This is a genomic window from Mitsuokella apri, from assembly GCF_047974105.1.
Classification (GTDB): Bacteria; Bacillota; Negativicutes; order Selenomonadales; family Selenomonadaceae; genus Mitsuokella.
In genome coordinates this window covers 239,052-253,117 of the sequence record NZ_JBHYRS010000001.1, presented here as the reverse complement: position 1 = coordinate 253,117, position 14,066 = coordinate 239,052, and the positions used below count along the sequence as shown (strand labels likewise).

The window sequence follows — 14,066 nt, the reverse complement described above, 5'->3', positions numbered from 1 at the left end:
CTTCGGAGTTGCTTCGCTGAACGTGCTGAAAGTATTGTAGGCGGGGACGTCGGCGGCGTTAACGCGAGAGTCAGGCAGGAGCCTGAGAAAATTGGTGGTACCACGAAGGCAGGCGCTTTCGTCCTTTTGGACGGAGGCGCTTTATTTATTGAGGAGGATTTAAATGGCAGAGAAAGAAGAGCTCGGGAACAACATCCCGAAAGTCTATGACCCGCAGTCGTTTGAGAAGAAATGGTATACGTTCTGGGAGAAGAATAAATTCTTCCATGCTGAGGTCGACAAGAGCAAGAAGCCGTACAGCATGGTCATTCCGCCGCCAAATGTCACGGGCCAGCTGCACATGGGCCACGCGCTCGACAATACGCTGCAGGATATCCTGATCCGCTATCACCGCATGCAGGGCTACAACACGGTCTGGATTCCGGGCTGCGACCACGCCGGCATTGCGACGCAGGCAAAAGTTGAGGCCGCGCTGCGCAAGGAAGGCACGAACCGCTATGAGCTCGGCCGTGAGAAATTCCTTGAGCGCGTCTGGGACTGGAAGGAAAAATTCGGCAGCCGCATCATGTTCCAGCTGCGTTCCCTCGGCTCTTCGCTCGATTGGGACCGCGAGCGCTTCACGATGGACGAAGGCTGCAGCCGCGCCGTGCGCGAAGTTTTTGTCAGCCTCTATGAAAAAGGCCTCATTTATCAGGGCACGCGCATCACGAACTGGTGCCCGTCCTGCAACACGGCCATCTCGGATATCGAAGTCGAGCACGAGACGGAAAAGGGCCATCTCTGGCATCTGCGCTACGAAGTCGAAGGCGAGCCGGGCAAATATGTCGAAATCGCCACGACGCGTCCGGAGACGATGTTCGGCGATACGGGCGTTGCGGTTCATCCGGACGATGAGCGCTATAAAGACCTCGTCGGCAAGACTTTGATTCTGCCGATTGTCGGCCGCCGCATCCCGCTCTTTGCCGATGAATACGTCGACAAAAACTTCGGCACGGGCGCCGTCAAGGTCACGCCGGCCCATGACCCGAACGACTTTGAGATGGGCCAGCGCCATCATCTTGAGGAAATCAAGGTCATCGGCAATACGGGCAAGATGCTCGAAGGCGCCGGCAAGTACGCCGGCATGGACCGCTACGAATGCCGCAAGGCCCTCGTCAAAGAGCTCGAGGAGACGGGCGTGCTCGTTTCCGTTGAAGAGCATGAGCATGCTGTCGGCCATTGCTCGCGCTGCCATTCGACGATTGAACCGCTCGTCTCGAAGCAGTGGTTCGTCAAGATGGACAGCCTCGCCAAGCCGGCCATCGAAGCTGTCAAGGACGGCCGCATCCAGTTTGTGCCGGAACGCTTCACGAAAATCTACATCAACTGGCTCGAAAATATCCGCGACTGGTGCATTTCGCGTCAGCTCTGGTGGGGCCACCGCATCCCTGCATGGTACTGCGACGACTGCGGCGAGACGAGCGTTTCGCGCACGGACCTCATGGAATGCCCGCACTGCCACAGCAAGCACATCCATCAGGATGAAGACGTGCTCGACACGTGGTTCAGCTCGGGCCTCTGGCCGTTTGAGACGTTCGGCTGGCCGGACAAGACGCCGGAGCTCGAGCAGTTCTATCCGACGTCGACACTCGTCACGGGCTACGATATCATCTTCTTCTGGGTGGCCCGCATGGTCATGATGGGCATGGAATTCGGCAAGGACATTCCGTTCCGCCATGTCTTCATCCACGGCCTCGTGCGCGACAGTCAGGGCCGCAAGATGAGCAAGTCGCTCGGCAACGGCATCGACCCGGTCGAAGTCATCGAAAAATACGGCGCGGATACGCTGCGCTTCATGCTCATTACGGGCAATACGCCGGGCAATGATATGCGCTTCTACTGGGAACGCGTCGAATCGGCCCGCAACTTTGCCAATAAAATCTGGAATGCTTCGCGCTACATGCTCATGAACTTTGAGGGCTTTGACAAGAGCTTTAAGCCTGAGGAGAGCGACTTCACGCTGGCAGACAAGTGGATTCTCTCGCGCTATGCGAAGACGGAGCGCGATGTCACGAAGAGCCTCGACAACTTCGAGCTCGGCGAAGCGGGCCGCATGATTTACGAGTTCATCTGGAACGAGTTCTGCGACTGGTACATCGAGCTCACGAAGGCACGCCTCTACGATAAGGAAAATGAGCGCGCGAAGAACACGGCCCTCTATGTCCTTTCGTACGTTCTCGAGCATACGCTGCGCCTGCTGCACCCGTTCATGCCGTTCCTCACGGAAGAAATCTGGCAGAAAGTGCCGCATGACGAGAAATGTAAGAGCATCATGATTGCCGACTGGCCGGCAGGCGACGAAAAATTCATCGATGATGAAGCCGAAGCTCAGATGACGGCCATCATGGAGACGATCAAGACGGTCCGCAACCTGCGCGCAGAAGTCGGGGCAGCTCCGGGCCATAAGAGCGAAGTCATGCTGCATTTTACGGAGAGCAAACTGCGTCCGGTATTTGCCGACAATGAGGGCTATCTCAAGGCGCTGGCCGCTGCCGAACCTGTCACGCTGCTTGCCGAGACGGCCGAAAAGCCAGAGAATGCCATGGCCGGTGTCGTCGATGGCGTTGAGATTTACCTGCCCTTAAAGGGCCTCATCGATGTCGAGAAGGAGACGACCCGCCTGCAGAAGGAAATGGATAAGCTCGAAAAAGAAATCAAGCGCCTGACGGGTAAGCTCAGCAATGAAGGCTTCCTTAAAAAGGCACCGGAGGCTGTCGTCGCCAAGGAGCGCGAGAAGCTCGCCGGTTATGAAGAGAAGAAGAATGCCGTGGCAGGCCGCATCGAGGATCTTGCCAAGCTTTGAGAAATGGAGCGACGCGATATGAATTATCAGGAGTCCATTTCCTATCTGGAAGGACTGAAGATTTTTGGCATCCGTCTCGGCCTTGTGCGTATCAGGAGACTCTTAGAGCTTCTTGATATGCCGCAGGACCGCTATCGTACGATTCACGTGACGGGCACGAACGGCAAGGGCTCGGTTTCGGCCATGGTCGAGGGCGTCCTGCGCCGCAGCGGCATTCATACGGGGCTTTACAGCTCGCCGCATCTCGTTTCTTATACGGAGCGCATCCGCGTGGACGGGCAGAACATCAGTGAAGAGGATTTTGCGGCAGGCCTGACGGTCATCCGTGAAAAAATCGACGAGATGCTCGCGGAAGGCGATGAATGCCCGACACAGTTTGAGGTGCTCACGGCACTTGGCTTCTATTATTTTGCCAAATGCCAGGTCGAGTACGCGGTCATCGAGGTCGGCCTCGGCGGCACGCTCGACTCGACGAATGTCATCACGCCGGAAGTCTCGGTCATCACAAATGTCACAATGGAGCATGCCGATAAACTCGGCGGCACGCTCAAAAGCATTGCCGAGAATAAAGCCGGCATTATCAAAGAGGGCGTCCCCGTTGTCACGGCGGCCAAGGGCGAGCCCTTAGAGGTCATTCGTGAGACGGCCGAAACGAAGAACGCGGATATTTTTGTGGCAGGGGAAGATTTTTCCTCGCACTTCCTGTCGTGCGACGGCCATACGCAGAAGCTCGAATTCACGTCGGAGCTTTTGGGCATCGAGAAAAAGCTGTATGAGCTGCATCTGCTCGGCTGCCATCAGGTGGAAAACAGTGCCGTGGCCCTGATGACGGTGCGTCTCCTGCACAACATCGATGAACGCATCACGATGCAGTCGGTCTGCGAGGCCCTGTGCCTCGTGAGCTGGCCGGCGCGTTTTGAGCGTCTGGAGCTCGGCTCCCAGAAGATTCTCATCGACGGCGCGCACAATCCGGCCGGCATGAAGGCCCTGCGCGAAAGCCTCGACACGGTTTTTCCGGCAGAGGGCCGCGTCCTGCTTCTGGGCATCCTCAAGGACAAGGACATCGATACGATGCTCGACATCCTGCTGCGTCCAAGTGACACGGTCGTCGTGACAAAACCGCAGTCGGAGCGGGCTGACTCTGCAGATGACCTTTTGCGCCGCGTGGCGCCGGCTGTCCAGCATGTCGAGGCCTTTGCCGATAATCAAGAGGCACTTGACCGTGCCTTGGAGCTTGCCAACAGCGAAAAGCTGCTCGTCATAGCGGGGTCCCTGTACCTTGTGGGCGGCGTGCGCCAGATGCTGCTGGCGCGGAAGGGGTGAAGGCATGAAGGAAAAAAACAATCCGACGACGGAGCACATCCGTGCCAAGCGCAAAGCGTTTCATCATGAGCGCTGGAACAACCGCGCCAAGGCTCTTGCCTGGTACGGCCTGCTCGCAGAGGTCTTTTTCTTGCCGCTTTCACCGGGGCTCGCGACGGCTGCCCTGCTTCTGGGTGCCGTGGGCACGGCCTGGCGGTTCTATATCGACAAGGACTTTCACTTCCGTCATCTGCACTTTGATGTGCCGGCCGTCCTGTTCGTGCTCATCAGTGCCCTTTCCATCCTGGCATCGCCGGACCGTGGCTTCAGTTTCTACAATTATTACAACCTCGTCGGCGTTTACGTGCTGACGTATCTGCTTGTTGGGCAGAATGTAAGGCGTCCGGAACAGATGAAGTCCATCCTCAAGATGGCAGCGGCGTCAGCCGTCATCGTCATCATTTACGGCTATTACCAGTTCCTGTTTGGCATTGATATCAGCTCGATGAAATGGGTCGACGGCGACGCCTTCCCGGAACTCAGGAAGCGCGTCTTTTCGACCTGGGAGAATCCGAATATCCTCGCGGGCTACCTCGACATCGTCATCTGCCTGGCCTTTGGTCTGTTCATGTACTGCAAAGACCGGGAAAGACGCATCCTGCTGGGCGCGTTTATGCTCGCAGCAGCTGCGTGCCTCGCCATGACGTATGCGCGCGGAGCCTGTCTCGTCATCGCCGTGATTCTCGCGGTCTACGGTGCCTTGAAAGACCGCAGGGTCCTTATCGCCTGCATTGTCGTCGTGGCCGTCCTGTTTGCCGCAGACCCCGTGCTTTACGAACGCATCACCTCGGTCTTCACGAAAGTCGATACTTCGACCGAAATGAGGCTTGCCTTCTGGGAGAGCACGATTGCCATGATTCAGGACCATCCGTTCCTCGGCATCGGCTGGGGTGCTTACTGGATGGTCTATCCCGAGTACGATTTTTACCTGCAGGGAGCCAATGTGCTCATCGTGCATGCGCACAATATCTACCTCAACTATATGGCAGAAATCGGCATCCCGGGAGCCGTGGCATTTTTCTGGTTCTTCTTCGGCACGATGGTCATGGCCCTGCGCACGAACTTCGAGATAAAGAAGACGGATGCTGCGGAAGCCGGCAGAAAAGTTTTTGCCGCGAGAAAAGCATTCAACTGGCAGCGCCTGTGGCAGGACTGGGATGAAGGCGCTCTGCTCGAAGGCTTCACGAAGGGCATCGGCCTGGCCGTGCTCTCAATTGCCTTAAACGGCATCACCGACGACCTGCTCTTCAACATTCCTTCGTCCATGGTCCTCTGGATGATGGCCGCGCTGGCCGGCGTCCTCTCCCTGATGAGCCCGCCAAAGGCAGCTAAAGAGGCAGATGCTTCTGCCGCATCGGGCAGACTCGCAGGCCTGACATCGTCGCTGTGGCATCATGCTAAAGAAGTCGGGGGCAAGGTCAACGAAAAGACGCATGAGAAAATGCAGTCCGTCCTGACCCGCGAGGTCGAAGTGCCTGCTGAGGAACAGGACAAGAGCACTGCAGCAGAGAAAGACGGCAAGACGGCTGCAGATGCAAAGGATGCAGCAGCAACTGCCCCTGCAGAGGAACCTTCCGCGGAAGACCAAACAGCAGCTGCGGATAAAAAAGAAGAGCAGAAGCCCATGGACCCCATGGATGAGCTCGCCGAAGAAGTCCGCAAGGCACTCCTGCAGCGCAAAGCGGAAGAAGAAGCTGCTGCCAAAGAGAAAGCAGCCGTCAGCTCCGAAATGTCTGCAAAAGCAAATGGAGAAAATAAAGCCGCTGAAGAAAAAGCAGGAAAAGAAAACAAAGAAATAAAAGAGACAAAAGAAGCAGAAGTAAAAGAAGTAAAGACAGCAGAACAAACAGGAGAAGCAGAGAAAGCAGAGGCAGGCTCTGAGCCGGAGAAAAAAGAAACTCAGGCAGAAGCGAAGCAGCCGGACGGCGAAGCGCAGGCAGAGCAAAAAGAAGAACATGCTGCAGAAACTACGAAACCTGTAAAAACTGTAAAAGCTGTAAAGGAGGCTGATGGCCATGAAGAAGACAAGCACGATATCAAAGGCGACGATTGACCGTCTGCCGCTTTATTTCCGCACCCTGCGTTTGCTGCAGGATGAAGGCCGCGACATCATCTCTTCGGATGAACTCGGCCGCCGTCTCGGCATCACGCCGGAGCAGATCCGCAAGGACCTCGCTTCATTCGGCCAGTTCGGCAAAAAGGGCGTGGGCTACTATGTCAATGAGCTCAAGCGCAACGTCGGTAGCATACTGGGACTCGACAATCACTGGAACATCGCCATCGTCGGCATCGGTCATCTCGGTGTGGCCCTGGCGAACTACCAGAATTTCGTGACGCTCGGCTTCAACCTCGTGGCCCTCTTTGACCAGGACCAGAATGTCATCGGCCGGACCGTCAATCACGTCAAGGTCGAGGATGTCCGCAATCTCAAGCGCATCGTCAAGGAGCGCAATATCCAGATTGGCATCATCGCCGTGCCGGCCGCCTTTGCACAAGGCGTGGCCGACCAGCTCGTCGATGCAGGCGTCAAGGGCATTTGGAATTTTGCGCCGATCAAGATGCAGGTTCCCGATACGATGCACATTGTCAATGAGGACCTTTCCATCGGACTCAGCACACTTTCCTACCATATTACACGCATGTAAAATTAAGATATGGAAGGCCATCGCATGATATATTGCGGTGGTCTTTTTTTCTGATTCTCTTACATCGAGGAACGAAGCGCGGGGGCATATATTTCGGCTTCGTCGGCTCCGCTGAATGGACCCTATGCTGCTATGCCGGCTCTTTGCTTATTCGCCGCCTGCCGCGGCGTTCTGACATCAATAAACTTAGACAATACTTTTTGGGGCCCACCCTTCGGGTAAACGCTGCGCCGTCTGCAGGCGAAATATATGTCCCCGCTTCAATGCCTGCACTTTTGCTTTGCAGCAGGGAGGGAGATGGCGGGCATAGCCATAAGCGAAGCTTCAGCCTGCTGCGCGGAGCGTTGGCTATGCCCGTCAGCTCCCGGAGTTACTTTTGGGGAGAAAATGTCTAGGCTTGCGCTTCGTTCTACGATGTAAACAAAGTTATAAACTTATAATGCAGGCAGGATTTTTCGGAGTGAGGGAGAATATTTAGAAGAAGAATGAATCGCACGAATCGATAAAACAATAGATGATAAGCAATCTTTATGGCATTGCTTTGCAGGGAGGTTTTTTGATGGTTGATATCCTCGATCGCGTACGCAATAAAACATTGCAGTCCAGAATTGTCACGCCGGAGGAGGCTGCGGAGTTCATTAAGCCGGGCATGACATTGGCGACGAGCGGTTTTACGTCTTCGGCGTATCCGAAGGCCATGCCGATGGCCCTGGCGGACCGCATGAAGAAGGAGCCCTTTACGGTCAACATCATGACAGGTGCTTCGACGGGGCCTGAGTTTGATGAGGCGCTGGCTTCGGTCCATGGCATCAAGAAGCGTCTGCCGTTTCAGACGGATAAGACGCTGCGCGGACAGATCAATGATGGTACGGTCGATTATATCGATATTCATCTTTCGGAAGTCGCGCAGCTTTCGCGCTGCGGGTATCTCGGACACGTTGATGTGGCCATCATCGAGGCGTGTGCCATCACGGAAGAGGGCAATATCATCCCGACAACGGCCGTCGGCAACTCGGCTTCTTTTGTGCAGTCGGCGGATACGGTCATTGTCGAGGTCAACAATGCCCAGCCGCTGGAGTTTGAGGGCATGCATGATGTGTATCTGCCGCTCGACCCGCCCAACCGCCTGCCCATTCCGATCATCCACGTCGATGACCGCATCGGCACGCCGTATATTCCCTGTCCCATCGACAAGATCAAATACATTGTGCCCTGTGATATCATCGACCATACGCGCTCTTTGTCACCGGTCGACGAGACGTCGCAGAGAATGTCGGATTTGACGTTTGAATTTCTCAAGCAGGAAATCAAGCAGGACCGCATGCCGAAGAATCTGCTGCCGTTCCAGTCGGGCGTGGGCAATGTCGCCAATGCCGTGACGGCCGGTTTGGTCCATTCGGATTTCCACGACCTCACGGTTTTCACTGAAGTCATTCAGGACGGCATGCTCGACCTCATCGATGCAGGCAAGCTCAATTTCGCTTCGGGCACGGCGTTTTCGCCTTCGCCTGAGGGCATGGCCCGCTTCTTCAAGGACATCGATAAATACAAGAAGTACATGATTCTGCGTCCGCAGGAGATATCGAACGCTGCGGAGGTCATCCGCCGTCTCGGCGTCATTGCCATGAATACGGCTATTGAAGTTGATATTTACGGCAATGTCAATTCGACGCATATCGCCGGCACGCATATGATGAACGGCATCGGCGGCAGCGGCGATTTTGCGCGCAATGCCTATCTGACGATTTTCTATACGCCGTCCGTGGCCAAAGGCGGCGACGTTTCTGCCGTTGTGCCGTTCTGCTCGCATGTCGACCAGCCCGAGCACGATGTCGATATCATCATCACGGAGCAGGGCGTTGCCGACCTGCGCGGCAAATCCCCGCGCCAGCGTGCGCTCGAAATCATCAACAACTGCGCGCACCCCGACTACCGCCCGCTGCTCATGGATTACTTCAAGCGTGCGGATGAGGCGACGGGCCATGCGCATACGCCGCATCTCCTGAACGAGGCGTTCTCGTTCCATCAGCGCTATCTCGAGACGGGCTCGATGAAGGCGTAAAGAAAAATCGTGCTGGGGCTGCTCAGCACGATTTTTTATGGGCAGGTGCTAAGAAAATTTAGTATCAGCTTGCAATTTATGGGGAAATAGTGCAAAATAAAATACAGAACTATGCTTAATCTCTTGTAGGAGGAATAGAATGGCAAGCGTTCAGGAAAAAATCGATCAGATGAACGCGAAGAAGGAGCACATCCGTCAGGGTGGTGGTCCGGCTCGCGTAGAAAAACAGCATGCACAGGGAAAATATACGGCGCGCGAACGCCTCGAAAGACTTTTTGACGAGAATTCGTTTGTCGAACTCGATATGTTCGTCAAACACCGCTGCTCAAACTTCGGCATGGACAAGAAGGATATGCCGGGTGACGGCATCGTCACGGGCTACGGCACGATTGACGGCCGCCTGATTTATGCGTATGCACAGGACTTCACGGTCTCGGGCGGCAGCCTCGGCGAGAAGCACGCACATAAGATTTGGAAGGTGCAGGACCTTGCGCTCAAGATGGGTGCACCGTGCATCGGCATCAATGATTCGGGCGGCGCCCGCATTCAGGAAGGCGTCGATGCCCTGTCGGGCTTTGGCGGCATCTTCTTCCGCAATACGGCGGCTTCGGGCGTCATTCCGCAGATTTCGGTCATCATGGGACCGTGTGCCGGCGGCGCTGTTTACAGCCCGGCCATCACGGACTTCATCTTCATGGTCAAGAATACGAGCCAGATGTTCATCACGGGCCCGGCCGTCATCAAGTCGGTCACGGCGGAAGAAGTCACGCCGGAGGCACTCGGCGGCGCCGTCACGCACAACACGCGCTCGGGTGTGGCGCACTTTGCCTGCGAGAACGAGGACGACTGCCTCGCCAAAATCCGCGAGCTGCTCTCGTATTTGCCGAGCAACAACCTCGAGGATGCACCGGCCATCGAGCCGACGGATGACCCGAACCGTCAGGATGAGAGCCTGAACTCCATCATTCCGGACAATCCGAACATGCCGTATGATATGAAAGAAGTCATCCGCACCCTCGTCGACAACGGCGAATTCTTCGAAATCCAGAAGCTCTTTGCGACGAATATCATCATCGGTTACGGACGCCTCGACGGCAAGGTCGTCGGCATTGTGGCCAATCAGCCGAAGGTCATGGCCGGCTGCCTCGATGTCGATGCTTCGGACAAGGCCGCGCGCTTCGTGCGTTTCTGCGATGCGTTCAACATCCCTCTGTTGACGCTCGTTGATGTGCCGGGCTTCCTGCCGGGCGTCAATCAGGAGCACACGGGCATTATCCGCCACGGCGCGAAAATGCTCTATGCTTACAGCGAGGCCACGGTGCCAAAAGTCACGGTCATTACGCGCAAGGCCTACGGCGGTGCTTATATCGCCATGTGCTGCCACGAGCTCGGCTCGGACCAGGTCATGGCCTGGCCGTCGGCAGAGATTGCCGTCATGGGACCTTCGGGCGCAGCGAATATCATCTTCCGCCGCGACCCCGACAAAGAGGCCAAGACGCAGCAGTACATCGATGATTTCTCGAATCCGTATCTTGCAGCGGAACGCGGCTATGTCGACATGGTCATCGAGCCGAAGGAAACGCGTCCTCTGCTCATCACGGCGTTCAGTGCGCTGGCGAGCAAGCGCGAAGTTGGTCCTGCCAAGAAACACGGCAATATTCCGCTTTAAGCCTTAATGGAGGAAATTCGTATGAGACTGGATGTAAGAGGCGTGAAGCCTGAAATCGTGGCCGTCATCGCCGCAGCCGTCGAGATGATGACGAAGCCGGAGCACAAGGTCATTGCCCTGCGCATCAAGCGCAGCGATGAATGGTCGCTCTCGGCACGCGGCGGCAGACGCTGAGCTTTTTAAATTTATAATATATAGATGTGATTTTTATTTGCATCGTCGTAAAGTCATAGAGTCAGACAGTTGGAGGAAGTTTTCATGAAGAAGTTCAATATCAAGGTCAACGGCATCACCTATGCAGTAGAAGTCGAAGAAGTCAAGGATGATGCGCCAAAGGCTGCCGCACCGCAGATGGCCGCACCGAAAGTAACGCCGAAAGTTGCCGCCCCGAAGGCCGAGGCACCGAAAAAGGCAGCTAAGGCCAAAGAGACTGTCGCAGCCGGTGCTGGCGAGCATTCCATCGATGCGCCGATGCCGGGCAAGATTGTCAAAGTCATCGCCGAAGTCGGCCAGACGGTCAAGGCCGGCGATGTTCTGCTCGTGCTCGAGGCCATGAAGATGCAGAACGAGATCACGGCGGATGCCGACGGCACGATCAAGGCGGTCAACGTCGAAGCCGGTCAGAATGTCAAAGTCAAGGAATCCCTTGTCATCATTGGCTGATTTTGAAATTTTTGCAGAGCTGTCTCTTCTGACAGCTCTGTTTTTTCTTGACAGAAAACAGCACTTCCCCTATACTTGAGAACATATATCAAGATAAGAGAGTCTACAGGGAGGGAAATCCTTTTGAATCTGAAAAAAATCCTGCTTTTCATCATGCTGGCCGTTTTTGCCGTTACGGCAGCGGGCTGCGGCGGGGCGCAGAATGCCGGCCATGATAAGAAATTCCGCATTGTCACGTCGTTTTATCCGATGTACATCGATGCCATCAACATCACGAAGGGCGTTGACGGCGTCGAGGTCGTCAATATGACAAAACCGCAGACGGGCTGCCTGCACGACTATCAGCTGACGACGGAGGACATGAAGACGCTTGAAAAGGCCGATGCCTTCATCGTCAACGGTGCGGGCATGGAGAGTTTCCTCGATAAGGTCATCAAGCAGCAGAAGAATCTCAAGGTCATCGATGCTTCGAAGTCGGATGACATCAACTTCCTCAAGGATGGGGATGAAATCAACCCGCATGTCTGGCTCAGTGTGACGTACAATATCGCACAGGTCGAGGCCATCACCTCGCAGCTCTGCGAGGCAGACCCCAAGCATGCCGATGCCTACCGCAAGAATGCCCTCGATTATGTCACGAAGCTCACGGCCCTGCGCGAGGAGATGCATGAGAATCTCGACAATCTGCCGCATAAGGACATCGTGACGTTCCACGAGGCGTTCCCGTATCTCGCGAAGGAATTCAAACTCAACATCATCAGCGTCATCGAGCGCGAGCCGGGCACGGAGCCGACGCCAAAGGAACTCGAGGATACGGTGGCCAAGGTCAGGGCCCTGCCCGTGAAGGTCCTCTTCACGGAGCCGCAGTATTCGCCGGTTGCCGCGCAGACAATTGCGGGCGAAACGGGCGCGAAAATGTACGAGCTCGACCCCGTCGTCACGGGCGAAGCCAACGAAGACGCCATGGATGCCTACATCACGGCCATGAAAAAGAATATGGAAGTGCTGAAAGAAGCCCTTCAATAACGAAAAAGAGCTGTTTGCCAATCTCTGCTCTGCGGATTTGGCAAAGGGCTCTTTTCATTTGCGAATTATTTGCGAAAAAATTATTGGCTGTTTATAATGTTACTTAGTGATGATTTTAGAACATTTCTTTTCAGCAGAGAATATTTTGGGGAAAGAATGCAGTTTCGGGGGAGGAATTTTTATGGGGAAATCCTGGTGGCAGAAAAGCCTTTTGACATTGGCCGCCGTTTTCATGATGAGTGCGACGGCTGCCGCCCAGTCGGTGGTGGTCGACGGCTATGGCACGGATGAACGCAGCGCGCTGAAGGATGCTTCGCGCGCGGCCGTGGAGGAAGTCGCGGGGACGTTTGTCGATTCGCGCACCCTGGTCGAAAATGCCGCGGTCAAGCTCGACCAGATTTATACGAAGGCACAGGGCTTCATTACGAGTACGGAGATTCTCGAGAAAAAACAGGAGAACGGCCTCGTGCATCTGCGTGCGCGCATGGATGTCGACACAAATCCCAACGCACAGCTCATGAACAATCTCAGCATGGTCATGATGCTCAATGACCCGCGCATTGCCGTCGTCGTCAGTCAGGCCGATGGCAGCCATGCAAAGGCGGCGGAGTCTGCCCTCGACGATAAGCTCCTGGAACTCGGTTTTTCGCATGTCGCGGCCGCAGAGCAGGTGGCAGGGACCAGCCCCTTTGGCCTTTGCGATGCTGCGGGGCGCATGGCGGCGGGTCAGTCGCTCGGGGCGGATTATCTCGTGCTCGGCAATCTCCAAACTTCGGCCACGGATATTTCCCTGCCGGACGGCGAGAACGGCAGCTACCAAAAAACTTTGCTGAAGACCGGGAATGCCTCGCTCACGGTACAAGTCATCCGCGCGGCGTCGGGCGAAGTGGTAGGCACGTTCACGACGACGGCCAAAGGTGTGGGCAGCAGCGAGAGCACGGCTAAAGCCAAGGCCGCGGCGAAAGCTTCGGCCAAGGCCGCAGAACATCTGGAAGAGAAATTCCGCCATCTCGGCTCGGAAGCCGGCCTGCATGAGTGGTAAAATGGCAAAATGGCAAAATGGCAAGCGGAATGCGCTGAAATTTGAAATGAGAAAAGGGAGCATACAATCATGCGTCAAAATCATCTTTTGGTCAAAAAAATCCTGCCGCTCGTGCTGCTGCTGGTCTTCTGCATCAGCAGCACCTGCATGGCGGCGAATCTAAACAATCATCCCGTGGTCGGCATCGTGCCCTTTCACGATAACGGCTTGATCTCAAAGGAGTTCAGCCGCGAGGAAATGAAGGATGTCGTGGATTTTGCCTATAATGCCCTGTTGGAGTCCGACCGCTTTGAACTTGTGGAACGCACGCGTCAGCGCGATATCCTCAATGAATACAGCTTCGACATGTCGGGCCTTGTCGACGAGGATACCTGCGCGGCCATCGGCAATCAGCTCGGTGCTCAGTATCTGCTGCTCGGCAGCATCAACGGCCTGACGACGCGTCATTCAGAAACGACGGTTGTCGGGGCCGGCACGAAGCGCGCGCAGGTCACGGCGACCGTGAGCATGCGCCTTGTCGATGTCGAGACGGGACGCGTCGTAGCTGCCTCTATGGGACGCTCCAAGAAGAACAATACGCTCGTCAAGGCCCCGCTCGGGCTCATCCGCATCGGCACGGATGAAGTCGATAAACAGCAGGCATTGGACGCACTCGAAAGTGCCATTGAGGATGCTGTGAACGGACCGCGTGGCCTCATCGCCCGCATGGACGGCAAGGCAAGCGGCAGCAAAACGCACCGTTGATTTTAGGAGGA

11 protein-coding genes and 1 other annotated feature (1 of these 12 only partly in view) are annotated in these 14,066 nt (G+C 55.7%); all 11 genes read left to right on the top strand.

Going from position 1 to position 14,066, the window contains the following annotated elements; translation table 11 throughout:
* Positions 1 to 129 (top strand) — a binding site (T-box leader) (it extends 91 nt beyond the left edge of the window).
* Positions 130 to 163: 34 nt separating this feature from the next.
* The 11 genes from ACE419_RS01255 to ACE419_RS01205 all read left to right on the top strand — a co-directional run bounded on the left by ACE419_RS01255 (position 164) and on the right by ACE419_RS01205 (position 14,055).
* Positions 164 to 2,842 carry a valine--tRNA ligase gene (locus ACE419_RS01255; protein WP_435720758.1) on the top strand — a complete coding sequence of 893 codons (2,679 nt, stop codon included), beginning with the start codon at positions 164 to 166 and terminating at the stop codon, positions 2,840 to 2,842.
* 18 nt (positions 2,843 to 2,860) lie between these two features.
* Positions 2,861 to 4,165 carry a bifunctional folylpolyglutamate synthase/dihydrofolate synthase gene (locus ACE419_RS01250; protein WP_435720757.1) on the top strand — a complete coding sequence of 435 codons (1,305 nt, stop codon included), beginning with the start codon at positions 2,861 to 2,863 and terminating at the stop codon, positions 4,163 to 4,165.
* 4 nt (positions 4,166 to 4,169) lie between these two features.
* Entirely contained in the window at positions 4,170 to 6,257 is a 2,088-nt protein-coding gene (locus ACE419_RS01245; RefSeq protein WP_435720756.1) for an O-antigen ligase family protein, read from the top strand.
* Positions 6,220 to 6,849 (top strand): redox-sensing transcriptional repressor Rex, encoded by a 630-nt coding sequence (locus ACE419_RS01240; RefSeq protein ID WP_432646033.1) that lies wholly within the window; start codon positions 6,220 to 6,222, stop codon positions 6,847 to 6,849. The genes ACE419_RS01245 and ACE419_RS01240 overlap by 38 nt, the downstream gene beginning before the upstream one ends.
* Positions 6,850 to 7,408: 559 nt before the next feature.
* Positions 7,409 to 8,911: a succinyl-CoA:acetate CoA-transferase ScpC gene (gene scpC, locus ACE419_RS01235; protein ID WP_432646032.1), complete on the top strand. Its 1,503-nt coding sequence runs from the start codon at positions 7,409 to 7,411 to the stop codon at positions 8,909 to 8,911.
* A gap of 139 nt (positions 8,912 to 9,050) precedes the next feature.
* Positions 9,051 to 10,580 carry a methylmalonyl-CoA decarboxylase subunit alpha gene (gene mmdA, locus ACE419_RS01230; protein ID WP_432646031.1) on the top strand — a complete coding sequence of 510 codons (1,530 nt, stop codon included), beginning with the start codon at positions 9,051 to 9,053 and terminating at the stop codon, positions 10,578 to 10,580.
* Positions 10,581 to 10,601: 21 nt separating this feature from the next.
* Positions 10,602 to 10,754, top strand: a complete 153-nt coding sequence (locus ACE419_RS01225; protein ID WP_432646030.1) for a methylmalonyl-CoA carboxyltransferase — start codon at positions 10,602 to 10,604, stop codon at positions 10,752 to 10,754.
* Between the two features lie 84 nt (positions 10,755 to 10,838).
* On the top strand, positions 10,839 to 11,243 hold the full coding sequence (locus tag ACE419_RS01220; protein WP_435720755.1) for a biotin/lipoyl-containing protein: 405 nt from the start codon (positions 10,839 to 10,841) through the stop codon (positions 11,241 to 11,243).
* A 153-nt stretch (positions 11,244 to 11,396) separates the two neighbouring features.
* A complete protein-coding gene (locus ACE419_RS01215; RefSeq protein ID WP_435720967.1) occupies positions 11,397 to 12,269 on the top strand; it encodes a metal ABC transporter substrate-binding protein in 873 nt (290 codons plus the stop codon).
* A 181-nt stretch (positions 12,270 to 12,450) separates the two neighbouring features.
* Entirely contained in the window at positions 12,451 to 13,311 is an 861-nt protein-coding gene (locus ACE419_RS01210; RefSeq protein WP_435720754.1) for a hypothetical protein, read from the top strand.
* A 69-nt stretch (positions 13,312 to 13,380) separates the two neighbouring features.
* Positions 13,381 to 14,055: a CsgG/HfaB family protein gene (locus tag ACE419_RS01205; RefSeq protein ID WP_435720753.1), complete on the top strand. Its 675-nt coding sequence runs from the start codon at positions 13,381 to 13,383 to the stop codon at positions 14,053 to 14,055.
* The last annotated feature ends 11 nt before the right edge of the window (positions 14,056 to 14,066 follow it).

Bases quoted from the DNA above. Each gene is read 5' to 3' on its own strand.
- ACE419_RS01215 (WP_435720967.1), top strand. From the start codon at position 11,397: ATGCTGGCCGTTTTTGCCGTTACGGCAGCGGGCTGCGGCGGGGCGCAG.
- mmdA (WP_432646031.1), top strand. From the start codon at position 9,051: ATGGCAAGCGTTCAGGAAAAAATCGATCAGATGAACGCGAAGAAGGAG.
- ACE419_RS01245 (WP_435720756.1), top strand. From the start codon at position 4,170: ATGAAGGAAAAAAACAATCCGACGACGGAGCACATCCGTGCCAAGCGC.
- ACE419_RS01250 (WP_435720757.1), top strand. From the start codon at position 2,861: ATGAATTATCAGGAGTCCATTTCCTATCTGGAAGGACTGAAGATTTTT.
- ACE419_RS01255 (WP_435720758.1), top strand. From the start codon at position 164: ATGGCAGAGAAAGAAGAGCTCGGGAACAACATCCCGAAAGTCTATGAC.
- ACE419_RS01205 (WP_435720753.1), top strand. From the start codon at position 13,381: ATGCGTCAAAATCATCTTTTGGTCAAAAAAATCCTGCCGCTCGTGCTG.
- ACE419_RS01220 (WP_435720755.1), top strand. From the start codon at position 10,839: ATGAAGAAGTTCAATATCAAGGTCAACGGCATCACCTATGCAGTAGAA.
- scpC (WP_432646032.1), top strand. From the start codon at position 7,409: ATGGTTGATATCCTCGATCGCGTACGCAATAAAACATTGCAGTCCAGA.
- ACE419_RS01240 (WP_432646033.1), top strand. From the start codon at position 6,220: ATGAAGAAGACAAGCACGATATCAAAGGCGACGATTGACCGTCTGCCG.
- ACE419_RS01210 (WP_435720754.1), top strand. From the start codon at position 12,451: ATGGGGAAATCCTGGTGGCAGAAAAGCCTTTTGACATTGGCCGCCGTT.
- ACE419_RS01225 (WP_432646030.1), top strand. From the start codon at position 10,602: ATGAGACTGGATGTAAGAGGCGTGAAGCCTGAAATCGTGGCCGTCATC.